The sequence below is a fragment of the Pseudomonas sp. 18.1.10 genome (assembly GCF_024655625.1).
Lineage (GTDB): Bacteria > Pseudomonadota > Gammaproteobacteria > Pseudomonadales > Pseudomonadaceae > Aquipseudomonas.
Genome location: NZ_JANLGL010000013.1, coordinates 1 through 23,351, shown reverse-complemented (window position 1 = coordinate 23,351; position 23,351 = coordinate 1). Strand labels below are relative to the sequence as shown.

10 protein-coding genes and 1 pseudogene are annotated in these 23,351 nt (G+C 64.6%); all 11 read left to right on the top strand.

The window, feature by feature from the left end:
• Positions 1-155 precede the first annotated feature (155 nt).
• Positions 156-12,662, top strand: a complete 12,507-nt coding sequence (locus tag NUV89_RS04005; protein WP_257780378.1) for a filamentous haemagglutinin family protein — start codon at positions 156-158, stop codon at positions 12,660-12,662.
• 676 nt (positions 12,663-13,338) lie between these two features.
• Positions 13,339-13,435, top strand: a pseudogene (locus tag NUV89_RS29880) (transposase); the annotation flags it as partial.
• A gap of 265 nt (positions 13,436-13,700) precedes the next feature.
• Positions 13,701-15,284, top strand: a complete 1,584-nt coding sequence (locus tag NUV89_RS03995) for a ShlB/FhaC/HecB family hemolysin secretion/activation protein (RefSeq protein WP_257780377.1) — start codon at positions 13,701-13,703, stop codon at positions 15,282-15,284.
• 24 nt (positions 15,285-15,308) lie between these two features.
• Complete coding sequence (locus NUV89_RS03990) at positions 15,309-17,108, top strand: DUF2341 domain-containing protein (protein WP_257780376.1); 1,800 nt, start codon at positions 15,309-15,311, stop codon at positions 17,106-17,108.
• Between the two features lie 11 nt (positions 17,109-17,119).
• Complete coding sequence (locus NUV89_RS03985) at positions 17,120-17,545, top strand: biopolymer transporter ExbD (protein WP_017738393.1); 426 nt, start codon at positions 17,120-17,122, stop codon at positions 17,543-17,545.
• Positions 17,546-17,548: 3 nt separating this feature from the next.
• Complete coding sequence (locus NUV89_RS03980) at positions 17,549-18,253, top strand: energy transducer TonB (RefSeq protein WP_017738392.1); 705 nt, start codon at positions 17,549-17,551, stop codon at positions 18,251-18,253.
• Between the two features lie 41 nt (positions 18,254-18,294).
• Positions 18,295-19,995, top strand: a complete 1,701-nt coding sequence (locus NUV89_RS03975) for a putative porin (RefSeq protein WP_257780375.1) — start codon at positions 18,295-18,297, stop codon at positions 19,993-19,995.
• A 19-nt stretch (positions 19,996-20,014) separates the two neighbouring features.
• A complete protein-coding gene (locus NUV89_RS03970) occupies positions 20,015-20,641 on the top strand; it encodes a DNA repair protein (protein WP_257780374.1) in 627 nt (208 codons plus the stop codon).
• 20 nt (positions 20,642-20,661) lie between these two features.
• Complete coding sequence (locus NUV89_RS03965; RefSeq protein ID WP_124528332.1) at positions 20,662-21,129, top strand: YbjN domain-containing protein; 468 nt, start codon at positions 20,662-20,664, stop codon at positions 21,127-21,129.
• The gene (locus NUV89_RS03960) at positions 21,126-22,067 is read left to right on the top strand and encodes a peptidylprolyl isomerase (protein ID WP_257780373.1); all 942 of its coding nucleotides are present in this window, start codon (positions 21,126-21,128) and stop codon (positions 22,065-22,067) included. Before NUV89_RS03965 ends, NUV89_RS03960 begins: the two co-directional genes overlap by 4 nt.
• A gap of 51 nt (positions 22,068-22,118) precedes the next feature.
• Positions 22,119-23,096 (top strand): LysR family transcriptional regulator, encoded by a 978-nt coding sequence (locus tag NUV89_RS03955; protein WP_257780372.1) that lies wholly within the window; start codon positions 22,119-22,121, stop codon positions 23,094-23,096.
• The last annotated feature ends 255 nt before the right edge of the window (positions 23,097-23,351 follow it).

Here is a 23,351-nt window from a genome sequence, read left to right as displayed (position 1 = left end):
CAGCAACGGCCTGTGCCGTTGCTGATTTTTTTTGCGTTAGCAGCCGTATATGAACTTTGCATGACAGAAGTTCAGTCGCGCCCCTCGCCAACCGCCTAACCCTCATACGTGCGCCTGTCTTGCCCCGGGGCGCTAACAAAGAAGGAAGATTCCCGATGGTCCGCTGCAAACCCACGCTCAAGCTGAATGCCCAGGGCCCGCGTGCCCAGACCGTGTTGCGCCTCAAGCCGCTGGCCCAGGCCATTGCCTTGTTGATGGTGGCGGGCAATGCCCATGCCGCCCAGGCGTTCAGTGCTGCGTGGTTTGCCGAAAAAGGCGCGACGCGCGCCACCACCGCTGCGCGTTTGAGCGCGGGGCAGGTGCCGGGCATGCCGACGTTGAGCCAGCAGGCGCAGGTCAACCAGCGCCTGGCGCGGTCCATCAGCACGCTGAACACCAGCGTCGCGGCGATTGCGGCCCAGCAGGCGGCGCAGGCGGCGGGGCGGCAGGCGGCGTTGGGGCAGGTGTCGACTATTCCCGATGGTCTGGGCAAGGGCGGTTTGCAGGTGGACAACAGCCTGACCCAGGGCTGGATCAACGCCAAGGCGCCGACCCAGTCCCAGGCGGGTGGCAAGACCACGGTGAGCATCGAGCAGACCGCCGACAAGGCGATCCTCAACTGGGAGACCTTCAACGTCGGGCGCAACACCACCGTGGACTTCCAGCAGCAGTCCAACTGGGCCGCGCTGAACCGCGTCAATGATCCGAATGCGCGGCCGAGCGAGATCCAGGGCCAGATCAAGGGCGCGGGCACGGTGATGATTATCAACGCCAACGGCGTGGTCTTCGGCGGCACCAGCCAGGTCAATGTGCGCAACCTGGTGGCGGCGGCGGCGAACATCACCGATGAGCAGTTCACCCAGCGCGGCCTCTACGTCGATACCACCGGCACCCAGCCGACCTTCACCGACGCGGCCGGCAAGGTCGAGGTGCAACGCGGTGCGCTGATCCAGACCCACAACGCCGCCACCTCCACCGACGCGGGCGGCTATGCCTTGCTGCTCGGCACCGAGGTGGAAAACGCCGGCACGATCATCACCGCCAAGGGCCAGACCACCCTGGCGGCCGGTGACAGCTTCTACATCCGCAAAGGCGTCGGCACGGCGGGCAACGAGCGTTCCACCACCCGGGGCAATGAAGTCGCCACCGCCCTCAACTTCGACAGCACGGCGGGCAAGGTCAGCAACAGCGGCCTCATCATGGCGTCCACCGGTGACATCACCCTGACCGGTCACCAGATCCAGCAAAACGGCGTGGCGCTGGCCAGCACCTCGGTGGACACACGCGGCACGATTCACTTGCTCAACTCGGCCAGCGACAGCACCGGCAGCGTGACCCTCGGCGCCGGCAGCACCACCGCGATCCTGTTGGATGCCAGCGGCAGCACGGCCCTGAATACCCAGAAAAACAACGGCCTGACCCTGCTCGACGGCAAGCCTGCCAACCTGATCGACGGCCAGTTCGACCACCTCAGTGCGGTGGCCGACCGCACCGACCAGTCGCGCATCGAGATCGTCAGCGGCGGCACCGTGGACTTCCAGAAAGGCTCGATCACGTTGGCCACCGGCGGGCAAGTCGCAGTCAGCGCCGGCCAGCGCAGCCTGGTGCGCGATGGCGCGATCATCGACGTGTCGGGGGCGGTCGGCGTCAAGGTGGCGATGGAAGCCAACAACATCAAGATCAACGTGCAGGGCAACGAGCAGCGCGATGCAGCGGTCAACCGCGACAACGGGCAACTGATTAACAACGACGTGTGGGTGGACCTGCGCGAGCTGGTGTTTGTCGCGGCGGGCACCAACGGCTATGCCACGGACCGCTGGTACACCGCGGGCGGCTTGCTGGAAGTCGGTGGCTACCTCGGCACCCAGGGCCACTCGGTGGGCGAGTGGATGGCCCAGGGTGGCACCGTGACCTTTACCGGCAAGGATGTGGTGACCCAGCAGGGCGCGCAGATCAACCTGTCAGGCGGCACCGTGGATGTGCAGGACGGCTACATCCGCCAGACCTGGCTCAAGGGCCCGGATCGCCGCTTGTATGAGCTGTCGCGGGCGCCGGGGGACATTCTCTATTCCGGGATCTACAAGGGTTATGAAGACACCAGCGTGCGCTGGGGCCAGACCGAGTACTACTACAACCCGCTGATTGCGCCGCAGGGGCGCAACGAGGCCGGTTATACCGTGGGCCGCGACGCCGGCAAGCTGGTGGTCGGCACCACCAGCGCGGTGCTGGAAGGGCAGGTGGTCAGCGATGTATTCCAGGGCGAGCGGCAGATGCAGGCGCCGGCGATCAACCTCGACGGCTACCAGCAGTCGCAGAACGCGATGGCCCAGCGCGCGCAGTTGATTATTGGCCAGTACGTGCCGATCTATAACAAGACCACCGGCACCTTGCGTTATGCATTGGGCGCGACGGCCGAGCAGGTGTTGATCGACAGCAACACGCAAAAAATCGCCGACGGCCTCGACCTCACCACGGAACTGCCAACCGAGCGTCAGGGCCAGGTTGTGCTCGACAGCGAGCAACTCAACGGTTTCCAGTTGGGCGCGGTCAAGGTTGCGGCCAACCAGCAAGTCAGCGTCAACGGTGCGCTCAACGTCGCCGATGGCGGCACCATCACCCTGTTCGCGCCGGGGGTGGCGGTCAACGCCAACCTCACGGCCCACGGCGGCAGCATTCATGCCGGGAACATTCTCAGCCAGGTCGACCCGCTCAAGGACGGCGCGGTGGCCGATACGATCCTGCCGGGCGATGGCAGCCTGACGGTGGCGGAAGGGGTCAAGCTGGACGTCAGCGGGCGCTGGAACAACCTGCTGCTGGACGCTGCCAACAACACAGGCGTGGCCTATGTGAACGGCGGCAAGGTCTCGCTGCGCGGCACCGGCAACATCAGCCTGGCGGCCGGTAGCGTGGTGGACGCGTCTTCCGGCGCCACGCTCGGTGTGGACGGCAAGCTGGCAGGCGGCAAGGGCGGCAACGTGACCTTGAGCGCACTCGGTACCCTGGGCCTGGACGGCGAGCTGCGCGGCTACGGCGTCAACGGCGGCGGCACCCTGGCGTTGCAGACACGCAAAGTGCAGATCGGCGACAGCGCCGTGGCTGCGGATGCCGACACCCTGAAACTGGCGGGCGACTTCTTCAACAAGGGCTTTTCGGCCTACGACATCACGGGCAACGAAGGTTTGCTCGTCACCGATGGCACGCAGGTCGATGTCAGCGCCCCGGTACTGCGCGCGGGTGAGCAGGCGTTGTCTGCCGCCACCGGCAGCGATCCAGCCATCGCCCTGGAGCGCTGGACTCCCGCGCTCTACCAGGAAGATGCGATCAAGGGCGTACTGACCCAGCGTCGCGGTGCAACCCTGAGCTTGAACGCCGGCGAGATCAATTCCACCGCCGAGCAAATGGCAAGCACCGTGCTGACGGTGGGCCAAGGTGCGGTGATCAATGTTGACCCCGGCCAGGCCATCAACCTGCGCAGTGTCGGCCAATTGAACATGGACGGCACGCTGAATGCCTGGGGCGGCAGCATCACCCTGGGAGGGCTGCGCGCCGCCGCGTCCGATGCGGTGAACTCCCTCGGCCATGGCCGCTCGATCTGGGTCGGCGAACACGCGCTGATCGATGCCGCAGCGCGGGCGGCGACCGCGCTGGACAACCGTGGTCGCGCCTATGGCGTGGTCCGCGACGGCGGCACCATCAATATCGGCGGCACCCTCGACCTGGCGACGGGCATTGCCACCGCCAGTGATTTGTTTGTGGTGGTGCGCGAAGGCGCGCGCCTCGACGCCTCCGGCACCCAGGCACCATTGAACATTGCCGGGCAGGGGCTGGTGCAGCAGGCCAGCAATGGCGGCAGCATCAGCCTGGCGTCGAATAACGGCCTGTACCTGGACGGCAGTTTTGTCGCCCGGGCGGGCGGCGCTGGCGCGGCGGGCGGTAGCCTGGCCGTGGCGCTGGAAAGCCCGAACTACGAGCGGTTCACCGCCGTCGATCAGGTGCTCAAAGGCCGTGAATTGCTAATCAGCCAGATCCATCAGCGTCACGACCTGGCAGGCACCCCAGAGGAGGCTGCCGCAGGCCTGGAATACGGCCATGGGCGCCTGGGAGTGGATCAAGTCAGCGCTGGCGGCTTTGATAACCTGGCGCTGATGAGCAACGGCATCATGGGCTTTGACGGCGACGTCGCACTGGCGATGGGGCAGAGCCTGCGCCTGTTCGGTTCGGCGTTTGCCCTTAGTGAAAATGCTGCGGGTGATTCGCGGGTCAACCTGTCGGCGCCGTATCTATTGCTCAACGGCATCAACACGCCCGGCAAGGATCAGTACATTCGCCCGATTATCGAGCTGCCCAAGCCGTCGTTTCTGGAAACGGCCGCGCAGTTCAATGCCAGTGGCAATCTGATCGATGTGCGCGGCAGTGTGTTGTTTGGCCTCAAGGGCAGCCTGAATCAGGCGGACTGGAGCTTGTTGGACATCGAGCGTCGCGGTTTTGATCAGGTGAACCTGACCAGCCAGGGCGACCTGCGCTTCCTCGCCGGGCCGAATGAGAACGCCATTGCGCCGGGTATCAGCACGCAATTGCTGACCCAGGGCGACATGACCCTGCGCGCGGCCCAGTTGTATCCGGGCACCCAGGCCAGTGCGCGGGTGATTGCCGGCTATCTGGGGGAAGTGACTGCCAACTCGATCCAATTCGACCCGCTGCGTACGCTGACCATCGGCCGTACCGGCAGCGCCGACGCCGCCATGCCGTATTCGGCCTTCGGCCGCCTGCAACTGGGCGCGGCGACGGTTCGCCAGGGCGGTGTGGTGCGTGCGCCATTGGGCCTGATCGATATCGGCAGCATGGGCAGCAGCCTGGTGCAATTGTTGCCGGGCAGTCTCACCTCGGTGAGTGGCAAGGGCCTGGTGCTGCCGTATGGCGGCACGCTCGACGGCCAGGAGTACCGCTATAACGGGCAAAAGGTCACGTTTATCGGCCAGGGTGGCGTGGCCACGGCGATGAGCGATCTGAGCGTCGGGGTGATTCTCGGCGGTACTACGGTGGCCGTGCAGCCGCAGGCCACGCTGGATCTGTCCGGCGGCGGCGAATTGCTTGGGGCTGGTTTTATTTCCGGCCGTGGCGGCTCTACCGATGCGCGCTTCAACCCGCTGGTGCAGTTTGGCGCCAACGGCGGGTTCGTGCTGCCGGGCCTGGCTACCAACCCGGTCTACGCAATTGTGCCCGGGATCCAGCCGGGTGCAGCGCCCGTGGCGCCGGAGGGCGGCGCTTCAGCGCCAATGGTCGGCCAGCAGGTCACGATCGGCGCCGGCGTGCCGGGGTTGCCGGCGGGCACCTACACCCTGATGCCCTCCACCTACGCGCTGCTGCCTGGGGCGTTTCGCGTGGAGGTCAATGGCCTCGCCGGGCTTGGCAGCGACGCGGCGACCACCTTGATGCGCAATGGCTCGTGGGCCACTTCCGGGCACCTGTCGATTGCCAATACCGGGATCAGCAACAGCATCGCCAGCCAGCTGATCCTGACCTCCGCCGATACCCTGCGCCGTTACTCCCAATACAACGAAACCAGCTATGCCCAGTTCGCCAAGGCCGATGCCGCGCGAATAGGCGTGCCGCGACCGATGCTGGAAGCCGATGCCAAGACCTTGAAGCTGGCGCTGAGTCCCGGTGCGGGGGCCGATGGCTTTTCGTTCGAGGGGGTAGGGCGGTTTGAGGCTGCTTCAGGTGGGTACGGCGGTACGGTGGCCGTGACGGACCCAACTTGGCAGGGCATTGAAGTGATCGGCGCCGGCAAGGCCGCCACGGCAGACTACGCCGGCATCACCCTCAAGGCCGACACCCTCAATGCCTTGGGCGCCTCACGCCTGGTGGTGGGCGGGATGACGGTGGTGGAATACGGCCAGTCCGGCAACTTTATCGGGCTGGCAGGGGGCCTCAATGGCGCCAACAGCACGGTGACGTTGCGCGAAGGCGCAACCCTTGCCGCGCCGGAAGTGTTCCTGGTCAGTGACACTGGCGGCATCGTGGTCGAGCAGGGGGCCTCGATCAACACCCTCGGGCGTGGCAAGGCCAGTTACGACGCGCGTGACGGGTTTATCTACCAGGTGCTGAACATGCTGGCCGTATCCAACGGGCTGCTCAATGTGGTCAGTGCGCGCTCGCAAGGGGGTGTCAGTCAGGGCATTAACGTGGGGGCTTGCGACAGTGGCGCGTGCAGTGGCGGGACTGGCTTGTATTCCGATGGCAGCATCGTCGCGTTGACCGACGGCACGTTCCAACTGGGCGACTCGGTGCGCTACGGCACCCGTCACCTCAACCTCGGTGTCAGCGCGATCAACCTGGGCAGCGTCGAAGCCCTGGCCGCAGCGGGGAACCGCGTGCCGGCCGGACTGACCCTGACCCAAGCGCTGCTCGACCGCCTGCTGCGCGGCGACACGCAATTCGGCGCGCCCGCGCTGGAAACCCTGCAACTGTCCGCCCGTGACAGCTTCAACTTCTACGGCAGCACCAGCCTCGACACCTACGACCCGCTCACAGGCAAGTCGCTGCTGAGCAACCTGATGCTGTCCACCCCGGCGATGTATGGCGCCGGAGGCGCCAACGATGTGGCGACGATCCACACCGCCAACCTGATCTGGCTGGGCGCCACCAACGCTCCTGGCACCGTGGTGACAGGCGGCGCGGGCACCGGCAGCGGGCGCCTGGACATCAACGCCGAGCGCATCGAGTTCGGCTATGGCGACTTTGGCCAGCCGAGCAATGTAAAAAGCTTCGACCGCCTGGCCCTCGGGTTTGCCAACGTCAATCTCAACGCCAGCGAGCGCGTCACCGCCAACCACAAGGGCAGCCTGAAGGTGTACCAGAGCCAGGGCGCCTATGACCCGGTCACCGGCTTCCAGTACAGCGGCGGCAACCTGACCCTTCGCACTCCGCTGATGACCGGTGCTGCCGGCTCGGTGAACCGCATTACCGCCGGTGGCGCAATTGATATCGGCGCCTCCGCCGGTCCCCGTGGCACCGCCAGCGGCCAGGGTGCCGAGCTGGCCTTGCAAGGCGACAGCATTCGCGTGGCCGGTGCGGTGGTGTTGCCCAGCGGCAAGGTCAGCCTCAGTGCCCGTGGCGATGTGGTGTTGACCGATGACGCATTGATCGACGTGGCCGGGCGCCCCATCGCCTTCAACGATGTGACCCAATACGGCTGGGGCGGCGACGTGTTGCTCGACAGCCGCAACGGCAATATCCGCCAGGCCGCCGGTTCGACCATCGACCTGTCGGCCCAGCACAACCAGGCCGGTAAATTGCGCGCGGTGGCAACCGACGCGGCGGCCGGGATCGTCGATCTGCAAGGCAAGATCCTTGGCGGCAGCAGCGGTTATTACCTGGCCGGTGGCACGTCGATGCCCTACGAGGCCGCGACCGTGGAACTCCAGGCCCAGCGCCTGGGCGGCAGCGGTTCCCTCGACCAGCAATTTGCTGACCTCAACGGGCGCCTCAATCAGGGTGCGGTCTACGGTGGTCGCAGCTTCCAGCTCAAGCAGGGCGACTTGACCATCGGCAACGGCCTCAAGGCCGGCAACATCAGCGTGTCCCTCGACAACGGCCGCCTGCGGGTCAACGGCCTGGTGGACGCCAGCGGTGAGCGCGTCGGCAGCATTACCCTGGCCGGCAAGCACGGCCTGACCCTTGACGGCACGGCGGTGCTCGACGCCCACGGCAGCAAACTGCGGGTGGACAGCTACGGCAAGATCATCGACTCACCGAACCGCGCCATGGTGGTGCTGGGCTCCGGCGACGGCCAATTGACCCTCGCCAGCGGCGCCCGCATCGACCTGCGCCACGGCACCGACGGCGCGTCTGGCAACGACGGGCGCAATCGCGGCACCCTGGAACTCAACGCGCCACGCCTCGGCAGCAATGACATCGCCATCGACGCCAGCGGCCGCGTGACGATCCAGGGCGCGCGTTCCATCAGCCTCAATGGCATGGCCACCTACGACGATGCCCCGGAAAAAACCGACGCCACCGCCAGCGGCAAACCGTATCAGGAGATCACCCAGGGCTACCTGGATGGCAAGCACCTGTTGAGCAACGACTTTATCAAGGCGGCGTTGCAGAACACCGACTTGCTGCAAAACAAACTCGCAGGGCTGAACAACGCCACCTACGCCGATGCTTTCCATGTGCGCCCCGGCGTGGAAATCGTCAGCAAGACGGCGGACGGTGACCTGGTGGTGCAGGGCGACCTGGACCTGTCCCGTTATCGCTACGCCAGCCTCAACCCCCATAGCCAGCAGGACAACGCGGTCTACGGTTCCGGTGAATCCGGCAGCCTGACCCTGCGTGCCGGTGGCGACCTGAATATCTACGGCAGCATCAACGACGGCTTCGCGCCGCCACCGCCGTCGGCGGATGACAAGGGCTGGGTGTTGCTGCCGGGTATCGACTACCGGGGCGGTACGGTGGTGGTGCCAGGCAACGGCGTGACCCTGGCCGATGGCACGGCGTTCCCGGCGGGCACTACGCTGAACTATGACCTGCCGATCAAGGGCCTGACGGTCGCGGCCAACACCCGTCTGCCGGCGACGGCGACATTGGGCCAGGAACTGATATTGCCGGCTGGCAGCGTCGTTGCGGCGGACGTGCGCGATGCGGGCGGCAATCTGTTGTTCGCCGCCGGCACCTTGCTCAGCGAGGCGCAGACCTTGGTCGAGGGCACGCAACTGGGCGCCGGTACGCTGTTGACCGAGGGCACCGTGTTGCAGGGCATGCTCTGGCCTAAAGGCGTGCCATTGCCAGGCGTGCATCAGGCCAATCCGAGCAACAACCTGGTGTTGCTCGATGGCACCAAGGACCTGCCCAAAGGCGCGTTGATTCCTGCCGGCACCAACGTGAAATTGCCCGATGGCGTGAGGTCGGTGCAACTGCGCGCTGGCGGGTCCGGGCAGCTCTGGGCAATCGCGCCGATGTTGGCTGAGGGCACGCAGTCGTGGTCGTTGCGCCTGGTGGCAGGCGCCGATACCGAGGCCGCCGACAGTCGCATCCTGCAAGCGCATCCGCGCAGCGGCGACCTGCATCTGGCGGACACTCACTACGGCATGTTCGCCAAGCAATTGCCGCCGCGCGGCGTGGAAGTCTGGACGGCGGCTGCGGTCGCGTATCTGGGGGGCAAAGGGGTGACCGTCAAGGTGGGTGATCCTGTCGATCAGCAGGTACTTGATGGCCTCAACCAGGGCTCGATCAATGACTTTTGTGGTGCGTCCCCGCAGTTCTGCAAGACCACGGGGGCTTATGTCTTCACCCAGTACTCCGTCGATCGCTTCGCGAGGGCGGGGGTCGTGGTAACGCTGGGTGCAGAGATGACCGACGAACTGGTGTATCGCTTCAACCGGTTTACCGTCGACCAGCTATGCGCCGCCAGCATGATGTTTTGCCAGCTCAAAAACCCGCTGGAGTATGCAGCTGCACCGGCGAGCACACGTTTTAGCGTGATCCGCACCGGCACCGGCGACCTGGACTTGTTGAGTGCAGGCAACCTGAGCATGGACTCGTTGTATGGGGTGTACACCGCCGGCACGTCCTCGTCGGGCACGTTCGAGGGCGACCCGTATAACCAGGCCAAGGCGAAGCAGGGGGTGGCGAAAACTGTGCTGGGCGACACTAACAGCCTGTTCGAGCAGTTCGTCAACGGCTCGCCCACTAGCCTGTACCGGGCTTGGTATCCAGAGGCTGGGGGTAATCTGACGATTACTGCTGGGGGCGATTTGACCGGTGATATCACCAGCGTCGCTCAGAGCAATATTGGGCGGCCCAACCCCAAGGACGGTGGGAGCGACTCGGCAGCCGTTGGTAACTGGCTATGGCGCCAGGGCAGCAACGCTGTCGAGACCGGTGGCGAGGCGCAGCCGACCGCCTGGTGGATCAATTTCGGTAGTTATGCTGCGGCACAGGGGGCGGACAGAATGCTTGGCTTTACTGGCTTCGGCACCCTGGGAGGCGGGGATCTGGATGTCAGCGTTGGCGGCGACGCCGGGGTCTTGAACACTCTGCTTTATAGCCTCGGCAACGTAGCAGTGAACCCCCACAGCCAAGGCCTGGTGCTGGCAGTCGGCAGCACGGGCAGGGTTGCCAGCGATGGCAGCTTGCAGTTGACCGGCGGCGGCGATCTGCGGGTGCGCATCGGCGGTAATTTGAACCCTGCCAGTATGGTTGTTGCTAACGCGGATCACCGTGACGGCATGTTGGTCAATCTTCGCGGCGATGTGCAGTTGCGCAGCGCCACGGTGGGCAGCATCGATCTGTTGTACGGCAATACATCTACCGAACAGAGCCCCGGCGAGACGCGTGCATTTGACCCGCTGGTTTCGACCCGTGGCGTGGCTCACGGTGGGCTGACCCTGGTGCCGGGTGACGCCACGTTCAGCGTGCAGACCCTGGGTGACCTGGTAGTGAAAAACGTCGAAGATCCAGGTCGGGTGTTGTTCAGCCATGCTTCGCCGTTTGCGCAGGGTGACACACTGGGCACCGGGGCTAGCTGGTTCACGTTGTGGACCAAAGGCACTGCGATTGATCTGTTCTCCCAAGGCGGTAACCTGACGCCATTCAGCCTTTCCGATACACCGACTGATTTGGCTGTGATCTACCCGTCGATCTTGAGGGCAACTGCGGCTGGCGGCAGTCTGTATTACGGTAAAGCGGCCGAACTGCAAGCCAACCTCGATGGAAACTATAGCTACCCATTACTGCTGGCGCCGGGGCAGAACGGCCAGTTGCAGTTCCTTGCTCAGGGCTCGATCTACGGCGGTGGTATGGCGGTCAGCCAGTCCGGGGCGGCGCAAAGTTCGCTGGCCACCCCTTGGAATCCGGCCTATCAAGCTCGTATTGGTACTGCTGTGGTTGCCAGTAACCTGCCAGCCAGTGGCAGCTTGGGCTCCTTGTCGTTGTTTGCGTTTGGGCCAGCTACGGCAGCTGCGTCCGCCGTTGGCAGTGCTGAACCGGCGCGTTTTTATGCGATGGACGGGGATCTGGTCGGAGTAAGCAGTGGTCGGATTATCACGTTCAGCGCAACCCCAGGGTCACTGCATGAAGGTGAGACTTGGTATGAAGGGAACGGCGCGATAAGGATGATGGCCGGGCGGGATATCGTCAGCAGTGGTCGTGCTTTTGGCCTGGACCGGACTGACGCGGCTTCGAGCAATAACCTGTTCCTGCACATGAACCCCAACGACATCTCCATCGTCTCCGCCGGCCGCGACATCCTCTTCAGCAACTTCCAAGTCGCCGGCCCCGGCCTGCTGGAAGTTTCCGCCGGGCGCAACATCCTGCTGACCGGCGCCGGCGGCGAGCACAGCGTGACCAGCCTCGGCGCGATCCTGCCGGGCGATACCCGCCCTGGTGCGAGCATCGTCATGCAGGCCGGTGTCGGCGCCAACGGGCCGGATTACCAGCGCTTCGTCGCGACCTACCTGAACCCGCTCAACCAGGCGCAACCCGGTGAGTCGCTGCAGGGCGTCAAGGTCGCCAAGACCTATGAAAACGAACTGGTCACCTGGCTGGCCGAGCGCTTCGGCTTCGTTGGCGACAGCGAGCAGGCGCGGGCCTACTACGCGGCGCTGCCTGCCGAGCAGCAACGGGTGTTTGCCCGCGACGTGTATTTCGCCGAACTCAAGGCCGCTGGCCGCGAGTACAACCAGGACGGCGGCGTGCGCCAGGGCAGCTACCTGCGTGGCCGCACGGCGATTGCAGCGCTGTTCCCGGACAAGGATGTGGCCGGCAACCCGATCACCTATCAAGGCGATATCACCCTGTTCAACGGCTCGGGCGTACACACCAATGCCGGTGGCTCGATCCAGATGCTCACCCCGGGCGGTGGCCAGACCTTCGGCATCGAAGGCGCGGCGCCACCGTCCACGGCCGGGGTGATTACCCAGGGCGCCGGGGATATCCAGCTGTACTCCATGGGCAGCATCCTGCTCGGCCAAAGCCGGATCATGACCACCTTTGGCGGCTCGATCATGGGCTGGACCGCCGAGGGCGACATCAACGCCGGGCGCGGTTCCAAGACCACCGTGGTGTACACGCCGCCCAAGCGGGTCTATGACAACTGGGGCAACGTGAGCCTGTCGCCGTCGGTGCCGAGTACCGGCGCGGGCATCGCCACGCTTAACCCGATCCCGGAAGTGCCGGCGGGGGACATCGACCTGATTGCGCCGCTGGGCACCATCGATGCGGGCGAGGCGGGCATTCGCGTGTCGGGCAACATCAACATCGCCGCCCTGCGGGTGGTGAACGCGGCGAATATCCAGACCCAGGGCAAGTCGTCCGGGGTGCCGGTCTCGGCCACGGTCAACACCGGCGCCATGAGCTCGGCCAGCGCGGCGGGGGCGGCGGCGTCCCAGGCCGCAGAAGATGCCGCGCGCAGCCAGCAGGCGGCAGCGAAGCAGGGGCGGCCGTCGATTGTCACCGTGGAAGTGCTGGGCTTTGGCACGGAGCCAGTGCCGCGTGAGCCGGAGCAGAAGAGCTCCAGCTACAACCCCAACAGCCCGGTGCAGGTGCTGGGCGCCGGGCCGCTGAGCGAACAGGCACGGGCGCGGTTGACGGATGAGGAGCGTAAGCAGATCAGTTTGTAGTGTTTTGAAGAACCTCTCGATGTAGCTTTGGGGCGATCACTGATCGCCCTTTTTTTTGATGCTTGAGAATGTACGCCGATCCAAATGTGGGACCGGGCTTATGTGGGAGCGGGCTTGCTCGCGAAGGCGGTAAGTCAGTCAGAACATTTTTTGCTGACACACCGCTTTCGCGAGCAAGCCCGCTCCCACACAAAAGCCCACACACACATTGTCCACCGTGTCGGGGCCTGAGAATTGCCCCCCAGCCAATCCTAAATGAAGCTTTCATGACAAAAGTTCGGTAGCTCCCACCCACGCCTGTCTCTCCTATGTAACGCGCTGGACACGATCAAAAGTCGTCGCCAAAGCCGTCAGCAGGACGCCAGGAGTGGGGCAAATGGGAACTATGGAACGTTACTCGAAAGTCGGTATGCAGGAGCTCGATCAGCGCCTGTCGAAGATCGTCGAAGCCGCGCGCAAGAAGCCGGTTTCGGTGTACCGCTACGGCGCGCCGTGGGTGTGGATCGTCTCCCAGGACGATTGGCAGGGCGCGCTGAAAGAAGTCTCCAGCTTTATCCCGGCGGGGCACTCGCTGGTGTTGCTGCGCCCGCAGATCGACGAGGTGCTCGACAGCCATCGCGACTGGCTCCAGCCCGAGCCGGGCATGCTGATTGCGCCGCACACCGTGGTGCACATCCTCCTGCTGCAACTGCTGTATTCGGTGCCCAGCGAGCAACAACTGCACGAGCAACTCAACTACAACCTGCTGTTCCGCTGGTTCGTCGGCCTCGACCTGAACCAGAAAGTGTGGGGCATCCATGTCCTGCAACGGGACATCGCCAGCGTGCTGGGCAACCCGCGTGCGGTGCAGTTGATCCAGACCATCATCGGTGAAGTGTTTTGTGGCGCCTTGCTGCACATGCCGGAGTTCTCGCTGAACTTCGCCTTGCTGCACACCTGGCTGGCCCGGCACAGCCACCTTTCGACAACCAGCAATTGAGCAGGCCAAACGCCGTGCAAACGGCGACGGCGCGTAATCTTGGAAAGTTAGGGGGCGGTGTGGAGCATCTGTTCAAGTCAACGCTGGCGCTGTGCTGCCTGACGCTGGGGGCTTTGGCCTCACCCGCGCAGGCCGAGGAGGAGGGCGCGGCACGCCGGGTCGACGTCAATGAGTACTTCGTGCGCGGCAATACCGTGCTCGATGCGGCGGCGATCGAAGAGGCGGTGTCCCCGTTTCTTGGCCCGCAAAAAACCTTGGGCGATATAGAAGGCGCCCGCGATGCGCTGCAAAAGATCTACCAGGCGCGCGGCTACCAGTCGGTGTTTGTCGAGCTGCCGGAGCAGAAGGTCGATGACGGTATCGTCTACCTGCAAGTCAGCGAAACCAAGATCGGCCGCGTGCGCGTGGTCGGCGCCAAGCATTATTCGCCGGTGGAAATCCGCGACGAAGTGCCGGCCCTCAAGGAAGGCGAGGTGCCGGACTTTGCCACCGTGCAAACCCAGCTCGCCGGCCTCAACCGCGGCGTCGGGCGCCAGGTCACGCCGCTGGTGCACGAAGGCCAGCGCCCCGGCACCATGGACGTGGACTTGCAGGTGGAAGACCAGAACCCGTGGCACGCCAGCCTTGGCCTGAACAACGACTACAGCGCTGATACCGAAAAGCTGCGCTCGGTGGCCACCCTGGGCTACGACAACCTCTGGCAACTGGGCCATAGCATATCGCTGACCTATTTCACCGCGCCCCAGGACAGCAGCAACGCCAAGGTCTGGTCGGGCTCCTACAGCGCGCCGCTGGATGAGCGCTGGACCTTGCAGTTCAGCGGCTACCAGTCCGACAGCAACATCGCCACCATCGGCGGCAGCAACGTGCTCGGCAAGGGCCATTCCTACGGCGTGTCGGCGATCTACAACCTGCCGGCGACCAATGTCTGGGCCAACTCCTTCTCGTTCGGCATCGACTTCAAAGACTTCGACGAAGAGATGCAATTCGGTGCCAGCCGCGACCAGGTGCCGCTCAAGTACGCGCCGTTCACCCTCGGCTACAACGGCTATCGCTACACCGAGCAATCCCAGTTGGGCCTGGGCCTGAACCTGGTGGTGGGCACCCGCGCGTTCTTTGGCTACGGCAGCGATGCCGAAGAGTTCGACTACAAGCGCTACAAGGCCAACGCCAGTTTTGCGGTGCTCAAGGGCGACCTGAATTACACCTACACCTTCGCCAACAACTGGCAGTCGGCGTCGAAGGCGGCGTTCCAGCTGGCCTCGGGGCCGCTGGTATCCAACGAGCAGTATTCCGCCGGCGGCGCCACGTCGGTGCGCGGTTACCTGGCGGCAGAGCGCACCGGGGACGAGGGTTACTTGCTGTCCCAGGAGCTGCGCACGCCGTCGGTGGCCAAGTACCTCGGCAGTTATGTGCAGGAGTGGCGCTTCTATGCGTTCGCCGAGGGCGCGCGCCTGCGCCTGCACGACCCGCTGCCCGAGCAAGAAGACGAATACAGCCTGGCCAGTGTCGGCCTGGGCACCCGCGCCAGTTTGAGCAAATGGTTGTCCGGCAGCCTGGATTGGGGCTACCCGCTGCTCAATGGACCGAACACCCAGAAACAGGACTCGCGACTGCACTTCAGTGTGCAGGCGACTTTCTGACTTTTTCTTTCGGAGACTTCACCCATGCAACGCCTAATCCTGAGCCTGTTGATCTGCCTGGGCTTCACGCTCCCGGCCACCGCCCATGCCTGGTGGCAAGACGACTGGCACTACCGCAAACAGATCACCGTGGACACCACCGCCCAAGGCGCCGCGATCAACCAGGCCCTGGGCCGCACCGCGCTGCTGGTGCGCCTGCACACCGGCAATTTCACCTTTGACGGGGTCAAGGACGACGGCGCCGACCTGCGCTTTGTCAGCGCCGATGACAAGACCGTGTTCAACCACCAGATCGAAAGCTTCGACCCGCTGATGGGCATGGCGCTGATCTGGGTCGATGTGCCCAAGGTCGAAGGCGGCCAGCGCCAGGACCTGTGGATGTACTACGGCAACCAAAAAGCCCCGGCCACCAGCAACGGCCAGTTGGCGTTCGACCCGAACTACACCGCGCTCTATCACTTTGACGGGGCCAACGGCACCCCGGCCCGCGACACCACGGCCTACGCCAACACCTCGGTCAACGCCACCGGCGCGAGCATCGACGGCGTGATCGGCCGCGCCTTGCAGTTCGGCGGCCAGCCGCTGTTGTTGCCGGCCAGCCCCTCGCTGCAACACGCCGCGGGCGGCGCGTTCACCTTCAGCGCCTGGTTGCGCCTGGACCAGGCCAGTGGCGAGCAGGTCGTCCTCGCCCGCCGTGACGGTCCCCACAGCCTGCTGCTGGGGCTGAACCAGGGCACGCCATTTGTGGAAGTCGATGGCCAACGCGTGGTCTCCACCCAACCACTGAACCCGGGCCAATGGCAGCACCTGGCGTTCACTGCCGAGGGTGAAAAAATCGCCCTGTTTGTGAATGGTCGCGAGACGGCGAGCCTGGCGGTTGCGCTGCCAGCGTTCAATTCCCAACTGGCGATTGGCGGCGATCTGCCGGACGCCGGCACCGCGCATCTGCCGTTCGCCGGCGCCATCGATGAGCTGCGCCTGTCCAAGGTCGCGCGCCCAGCCACCTTGCTGTTGGCCGATGCCAGCGCCCAAGGTGCCGAGTCGAAACTGGTGGCCTACGGCGTCGATGAAGAGCAGTCCGGTTTTGGTTTCGGCAGCCTGGGCTTCTTGCTCAACGCCGTGCCGGTGGACGCCTGGGTGATTATCCTGGTGCTGGTGGCGATGATGTTCCAGTCGTGGGTCATCATGCTGCGCAAGAACCGCCAGGTCAGCCGCGTCAGCGGCGCCAACGAGGTTTTCCGCGAACACTTCGCGCAGATCGGCACGCGCCTGGAGATGTTTGCCGATGACGCCCAACTGGGTCAGCGCCTGCAGCATTCGTCGCTGTGGCGCCTGTACCTGGTGGCGGTCAAGGAGATCCGCACCCGCCGCGCCCAGGGCGCCGACACCTCGTCCGTCTCGGCGGCGACCATCGAAGCCATCCGCTGCTCCATGGACGGTGTGCGCACCCGCGAAAACCAGGCCCTCAGCGCCAAGCTCTCGACCCTGTCCAACGCCATCGCCGGCGGCCCGTACATCGGCCTGCTCGGCACCGTGCTGGGGATCATGGTGGTGTTCCTTGGCACGGCCATGGCCGGTGACGTGAACATCAACGCCATCGCCCCGGGGATGGCCGCCGCGTTGCTGGCCACGGCCATGGGCCTGTTCGTCGCGATCCCCGCGCTGTTTGGCTACAACCGCCTGATTACGCGCAACAAGGAAGTCAGCGCGGACATGCGTGTGTTCGTCGATGAGTTCATCACCCGCCTGGCGGAGATGCACGGCGAGAGCCAGTCCAGTGAAGCCGCGCACCGCCGCGACCATCACGCTGCCGTACCGGCCTGAGGAGAATCAGCATGGCTTCCGTAAACGCCTCCCACGACGATGACGATGATGCCGCCGTCGATAGCATCAACATCACGCCCCTGGTGGACGTGCTGATGGTGGTGCTGGTGATGTTTATCCTCACCGCCACCGCCCAGGTTTCGGGCATTCAGATCCACCTGCCCAAGGCCAGCGCCTCGGTGTCGTTGTCGGAGGCCAAGACCAAGGCGATTTCCGTCAACGACGGTGGCCAGGTGTTCCTCGACGCGTACCCGGTGACCCTTGGCGAGCTGGAAGAGCGCCTGCGCATCGAAAAAGCGCAGAACCCGGATTTCCCGGTGATCGTGCGCGGTGACGCGTTGGTGCAGTACCAGAAGGTGATCGAAGTGCTCGATTTGCTGCGACGGCTGGAGCTGTCCCAGGTCGGGCTGGTCACCGGCAAACCGAGCCAGGGCTGAGCCATGACCGCACAGATCCCGATGCCGCCCTTGCCGGTGAAGAACAAGCCGCCGCTGCGCCCGTTGAAGTGGGGCGCAGGCCTTTTGCTGGGCGCTGTGGCGGCCTGGTTCCTGTGGCAGTGGGCCAATGACATGAGTGGCGTGCGCCGCGAAGCGCCGAAGATCCCGACGATTATTCCGTTGCCGCCACCGCCACCGCCACCACCGGAAAAGCCCAAGGAGCCTGAGCCCCAGGTCGAAGAAAAAATCCCCGAGCCGGTGCCCACGCCCGAGCCGGAAGAGGTCAAGCCTGCGGACGAAGCTCCGCCTTCACCGGCGGACGATTTGGCCAACCCGATGCAGATCGACGGCGATGCCCAGTCGGGCAATGACGGTTTCAACATCGGCGCCGGCAAAGGCGGCGGCATGGCCGGTTCCGGTGGCGGCGGTTTGGGCACCGGCACCTACAAGCAGTACCTGGCAGGGGTGTTCCAGCGCCTGCTGCGCGAGGACCCGGAGTTGCGCAAGAAAGCGTACGCGGTGCAGGCCGATTTGTGGCTGAACGCCGATGGCCAGGTCACCCGTGCCGAGTTGGCCAAGTCCAGCGGTGATGCCGAGACCGATGCCCAGGTGTTGGCCGCGTTGCGCGCGCCCCATGCCACGCAACGGGTGCCAGCCGCCGTAACGATGCCGGTACGCCTGTCCCTCAAGGGCCGGCGCCCGGAATGATCGAACCCTTTTCTACGGTTTTTTACAGGAGTTGCGTACACATGATTTCCCCCGTGAATCGACTGACCCTGGCGGTCGGCCTTGTCATCGCGACCCTGGTTGGCCAAGCAACGGCCGCCCCGGTTGCGCCTTCGGAAAACGTCACCATCAACCTGATCCGCTTGTTGGTGCAGCAGGGCGTGTTGACCCAGGACACCGCCAACGGGCTGATTGCCCAGGCGGAAAAAGAAGCCCTGCAAGCGCGCCAGGCGAATGCCGCCCCGGTGGTGGCCGCAGGGCCTGCGGCAGCGCCGGGGGACGTGCGTGTGCAGTACGTGCCGCAAGCGGTGCGCGACCAGATCCGCGACCAGGTGAAAGCCGAAGTCATGGCCACCGCCAAGCAGGAAAACTGGGCCCAGCCCAATACCTTCCCGGATTGGGTGTCCCGCGTGAGCTTTGACGGCGATATCCGCCTGCGTGACGAGTCGCGCTACTTCTCGGGCAAGAACGACGACACCATCACCGACTACGCCAAGCTCAACAACAACGGGCCGTATGACGTCAACCCGGCCTCCAGCACGCAGCTGCCGCCGTTGCTCAATACCCGTGAAGACCGCGAAAACCTGTTCCGCATCCGCGCCCGCCTGGGCATGAAAGCGGTGATCTCGCCGGAATGGACCGCCGGCATCCGCCTCGGCACCGGCTCCGACAACAACCCGGTGTCCACCACCCAGACCCTCGGCGGCGGTTTTGGCAAGAAGGACATCTGGCTCGACCAGGGTTACCTGAGCTGGAAAGCTTCGGACAGTGTGACCTTGACCGGCGGGCGGATTGCCAACCCGTTCTATTCCACCGACATGATGTATTCCAACGACCTCAACTTCGACGGCGTGGCGGCGATCTTCAACCACCGCCTTGCCAGCGATTGGAACCTGTTCGGCACCCTTGGCGCGTTCCCGGTGGAATACACCTCGGACACCGCCAGCAGCAACGGCTTCGACAAGGAAGAAAGCGACACCAAATGGCTGTTTGGCGGGCAGATCGGCGCCGACTGGAAGATCAATCGCAGCAACAATCTCAAGCTCGCGGGCGCCTACTACCAGTTCCAGAACATCGAAGGTGAACGCTCCAGCCTGTGCAAACCGTGGGAAGGCAAGCCGGGTTGCGACACCGACGGCTCGCGCGTGGCCTTTATGCAAAAGGGTAACAGCGTGTTCAACCTGCGTGACATCGCGCCGAACCCGGCCACCCCTGGCAAGACGCCGGAGCCGCAGTTCGTGGGCCTTGCGTCCAAGTTCAATCTGCTCGACCTCAACGCGGTTTGGGACAGCGAGTTGCCGAGCGACTTCAAGCTGCGCAGCCAAGCCAACTTCATCCACAACCTGGGCTACGACAAGGGCGAGATGCTCAAGCGCAGCGAAGGCCACATCGTCAACAACCTCAACAGCAATGGCGAGTTTGAAAGTGGCGGCAATGCGTTGATGGTCTCGTTCACCCTCGGCAGTGCCCTGGAGATGCGCAAGCGCGGCGACTGGAACCTGTTGGCCGGCTACAAGTACATCCAGCCTGACGCCTTGCCCGATGGCTTCAACGATTCGTCGTTCCACCTCGGCGGCACCAACGCCAAGGGCTACTTCATTGGTGCCAACTACGGCATCGAAAAGAACATCTACGCCAGTGCGCGTTGGTTGAGCGCCTCGGAAGTCTACGGCCAGCCGTTTGAAGTGGATGTGATGCAACTGGAACTCAACACGCGCTTCTGACGCGCACAGGAGATGCCACATGAACACGCGAATCTGCGGGCTGCTGTTGTTGTTCGTCGCCACCGGCGCCAGCGCCGAAGGCATGGAAGAGCGCCTGCGTACCCAACTGCGCAGCACCACCCAGCAGTTGCAGGCGTTGCAAAGCGAACAGGCCCAGGCCAGCGCCGCGCGCATCGCCGCGGAAACCCAGGCCAAGCAGGCCCAGGCGCAGATCAAGCAATTGACGGCCGAGCTGGAAAAGACCCGTGGCGTGGCCGAGCAAATGGCCGGCCAGCAACAAAGCCTGCACAGCCAGGCGCAAGCCCAGGTGGCGGCGAGCAACGAGCAGATCGGCAAGTTCAAGAAGGCCTACGGGGAACTGCTGGTGCTGGCCAAGGGTAAGGAGGCCGAGCGCGCCAGCCTGCAAGCCAAGCTGAGCGAACGTGACACACAAGTGCAGCAATGTGCAGTCAAGAATCAACAGATGTACGGCGTGGCCCAGCAACTGCTGGCGGCCTACGAAAAAATCGATGTGGCCGAGGTGATGAGTATCCGCCAGCCCTTCGCCAGCGGTGCGCGGGTCAAGTTCGAGGAACTGGCCCAGGGCTTTGGCGACGATTTGTACAAGAGCCGTTTTGATGCGCCCCAGGCAACTGCCAATCACTGATCGACAAGGAAGACTTCACCATGAGCGAATTGATCACCAGCGTCACCGTCCAGAGCCTCACCGAACTGCTGCAAGAAGCCGGCTACCGGGTCAACCCGAGCGAGCAGAACGGCATCGTGCAATTGCTCAGCGCCAGCCAGGGCATCGGCTTTGCCGTGCGTTTCGGCAACCCGGCGGGCGAGCAGGGCGGCTATGTGGATTTCACCTACAGCTGCGCGCTGCGCATCCAGGGCGAACTGCCGGAAGGCCTGGCCCAGGTGTGGAACGCATCGCGCCGCTTTGCGCGGTTGTCGGTGCAGGGTGAATTCCTGCTGATGGAAATGGACGTGGTGGTGGCGGGCGTCAGCGTCACCTACCTGCGCAGCCAGTTGGAATTGTGGGACCGTCTGTTGCAGGAATTCATTGTCTATCTGCGTGAATACAGCCAGCAGGCCGCGCAGTTGCAGGCCGCCGCGCAATCCGTTGGTGAAGAGGCGGCGGTATTGTGAAAAAGCCAACCTTGATGGTCGGCGCGGGTGCGCTGGCCTTGCTGGTGGTGGCCGTGGGCTTGAGCCTGCGGCCGGGCAGCGACCCGGTGGCGGCGCAGCAGCCGGCGCCGGTGCTCACGACGCCGGCGGGCGGCCCGGCGGTGGCGCGCCTGGGCAACCAGCAAATCGACCTGACGGAAATGCAAAGCGTGCTGGCGAGCCTGCCGGCCGAGACCCGCGAGCAGCTGCGCGGCAACCGTGGTGCGCTGGAAACCTGGCTGCGTTCACGCCTGGCGCAAAAGGCCGTGCTGGAACAGGCCGACGCCCAGGGCTGGCGTCAGCGCCCGGAGGTGCAGCAACAGACCCGCGCCGCCACCGAGCAGATCGTGTTTCGCGACTACATGCTCTCGGTCAGCCAAGTGCCGGCCGGCTACCCAAGCACCGCTGAGTTGCAACAGGCCTACGACGCCGGCAAGGCGCAGTGGGTGACGCCGCCGATGGTTCGGGTGAGCCAGATTTTCCTCGCCGTGAACGACCCGCAATCCGCCGAAGCAGTAAGGCGCCAGGCCCAGGAATTGAGCCGCAAGGCCCAGGCCACGCCGGGGGATTTTGCCGCCCTGGCAACGCAATATTCCCAAGACCCGAACACCGCCTCGCGTGGCGGCGATTCGGGGATGCAACCGTTGCAGCAGTTGGTGCCGCAGGTGCGCGAGGCGGTGGCGCGGCTCAAGGTCGGCGGGGTGTCGGAGGTGGTGCAGAGTGCGGCGGGCTTCCATGTGCTCAAGCTCACCGCCCAGCAACCGGCGCGCACGGCGACGTTGGATGAGTTGCGCGCACGCCTGACCGAGGCCTTGCGCAGTCAACGTCAGGAGCAGATCGCCAAGGCCTACCTGGAAGGCATGCTCAACACCGCCACCTTGAGTATCGACGGTGCCGAGCTGAACAAGGTGCTGGAGTAAGTCGCGACAACCCGCATTGGATGCACAGACCAACAAGACAGGGAGTCTCCCATGGCATATCTAGAACCGTCCGGTCCCCAGGCGCCCGCCGCTTATCGTACGGCGAGCGAGGCGCGCAGCAGTTGGCCGGCTTTGGCCTGCGAGATCGAGCCGGAAGTGGCACGCTACTTTCTGGTGAGTGCGCGCTGTGGCTGTTTCATGCAGGCGGCGCGCAGCCTGAATATCAAGTCGACGCTGCTGCGCAAGCGCCTGGCGCAGCTGGAAGAACAGGTGCGTCATGCGCTGTTCACCTATCAAGGCAATGGCCTGGTCCTCAGTCGCGACGGCCTGCAATTGCAGGCGCAACTGATTGCGCTGGCCCATGAGCGGCGCTTGCCGGTGGTGGAGCAGCCGCTGATCCGCCTGGCGGTGGCCGAGCCGATCCTGCACGACATCCTTGGTCGCGACCTGATCGCCTTGCTGCGCCGCAACGCCAGCGTGCGCCTGGAGATCATCTCCATCGACAGCCAGCTGTCCCTGCAAGCGGTGGACGTGGACGTGGTGCTGTGGCTCTCCGACACCGACGGCGCCGCGCCCGGGCCGAGCTTTCCGATCCAACCGCCACGGCCGCTGGCGCGCCTGCATTACCTGCCGCACATCGCCAAGCGCTACTCACGGCTGACCACCCGCCCGGACAGCGTCGACGACCTCGACGACTACATGCTCGTGCAATGGCAACCCGACGCGCAGGTCGACGCCCTGCAACCGTGGAACCACGTGGTCGACCAACGCCGCGCCGCCGTGGTGCAAGTGCAGGCCTACTCACTGATGCTGGAAATGATCCGCTGCGGCGCCTGCATCGGCTTGCTGCCGCACTACATGAGCAGCTTCGACCGCGGCCTGGTGGCACTGCCGGGGTTACTGGCCGACAGCATGCAGCGCCAGGTGTGGCTGGCGGTGAATGCCCAGGTGCAGGATGCGCAGGCGGTGCAGGTGATAGTCGAGTTGATCGTGGGGACGTTTGAGGGGCGTAAGGAGTGGTTTGATTGAGCGGATGGTGGCGGCTGACCCACCGCCATCGCAGGCAAGCCAGCTCCCACAGTTTTATCGGCGTGCACATGATCCAGCGTGTAAACCCAATCCCCTGTGGGAGCGGGCTTGCCCGCGAAGGCGGCCTGTCAGTTAACACCGATGCAGCTGACCCACCGCCATCGCAGGCAAGCCAGCTCCCACATTTTGATCGGTGCCAACCTGAACTGGCCTGCAAACCCAATCCCCTGTGGGAGCGGGCTTGCCCGCGAAGGC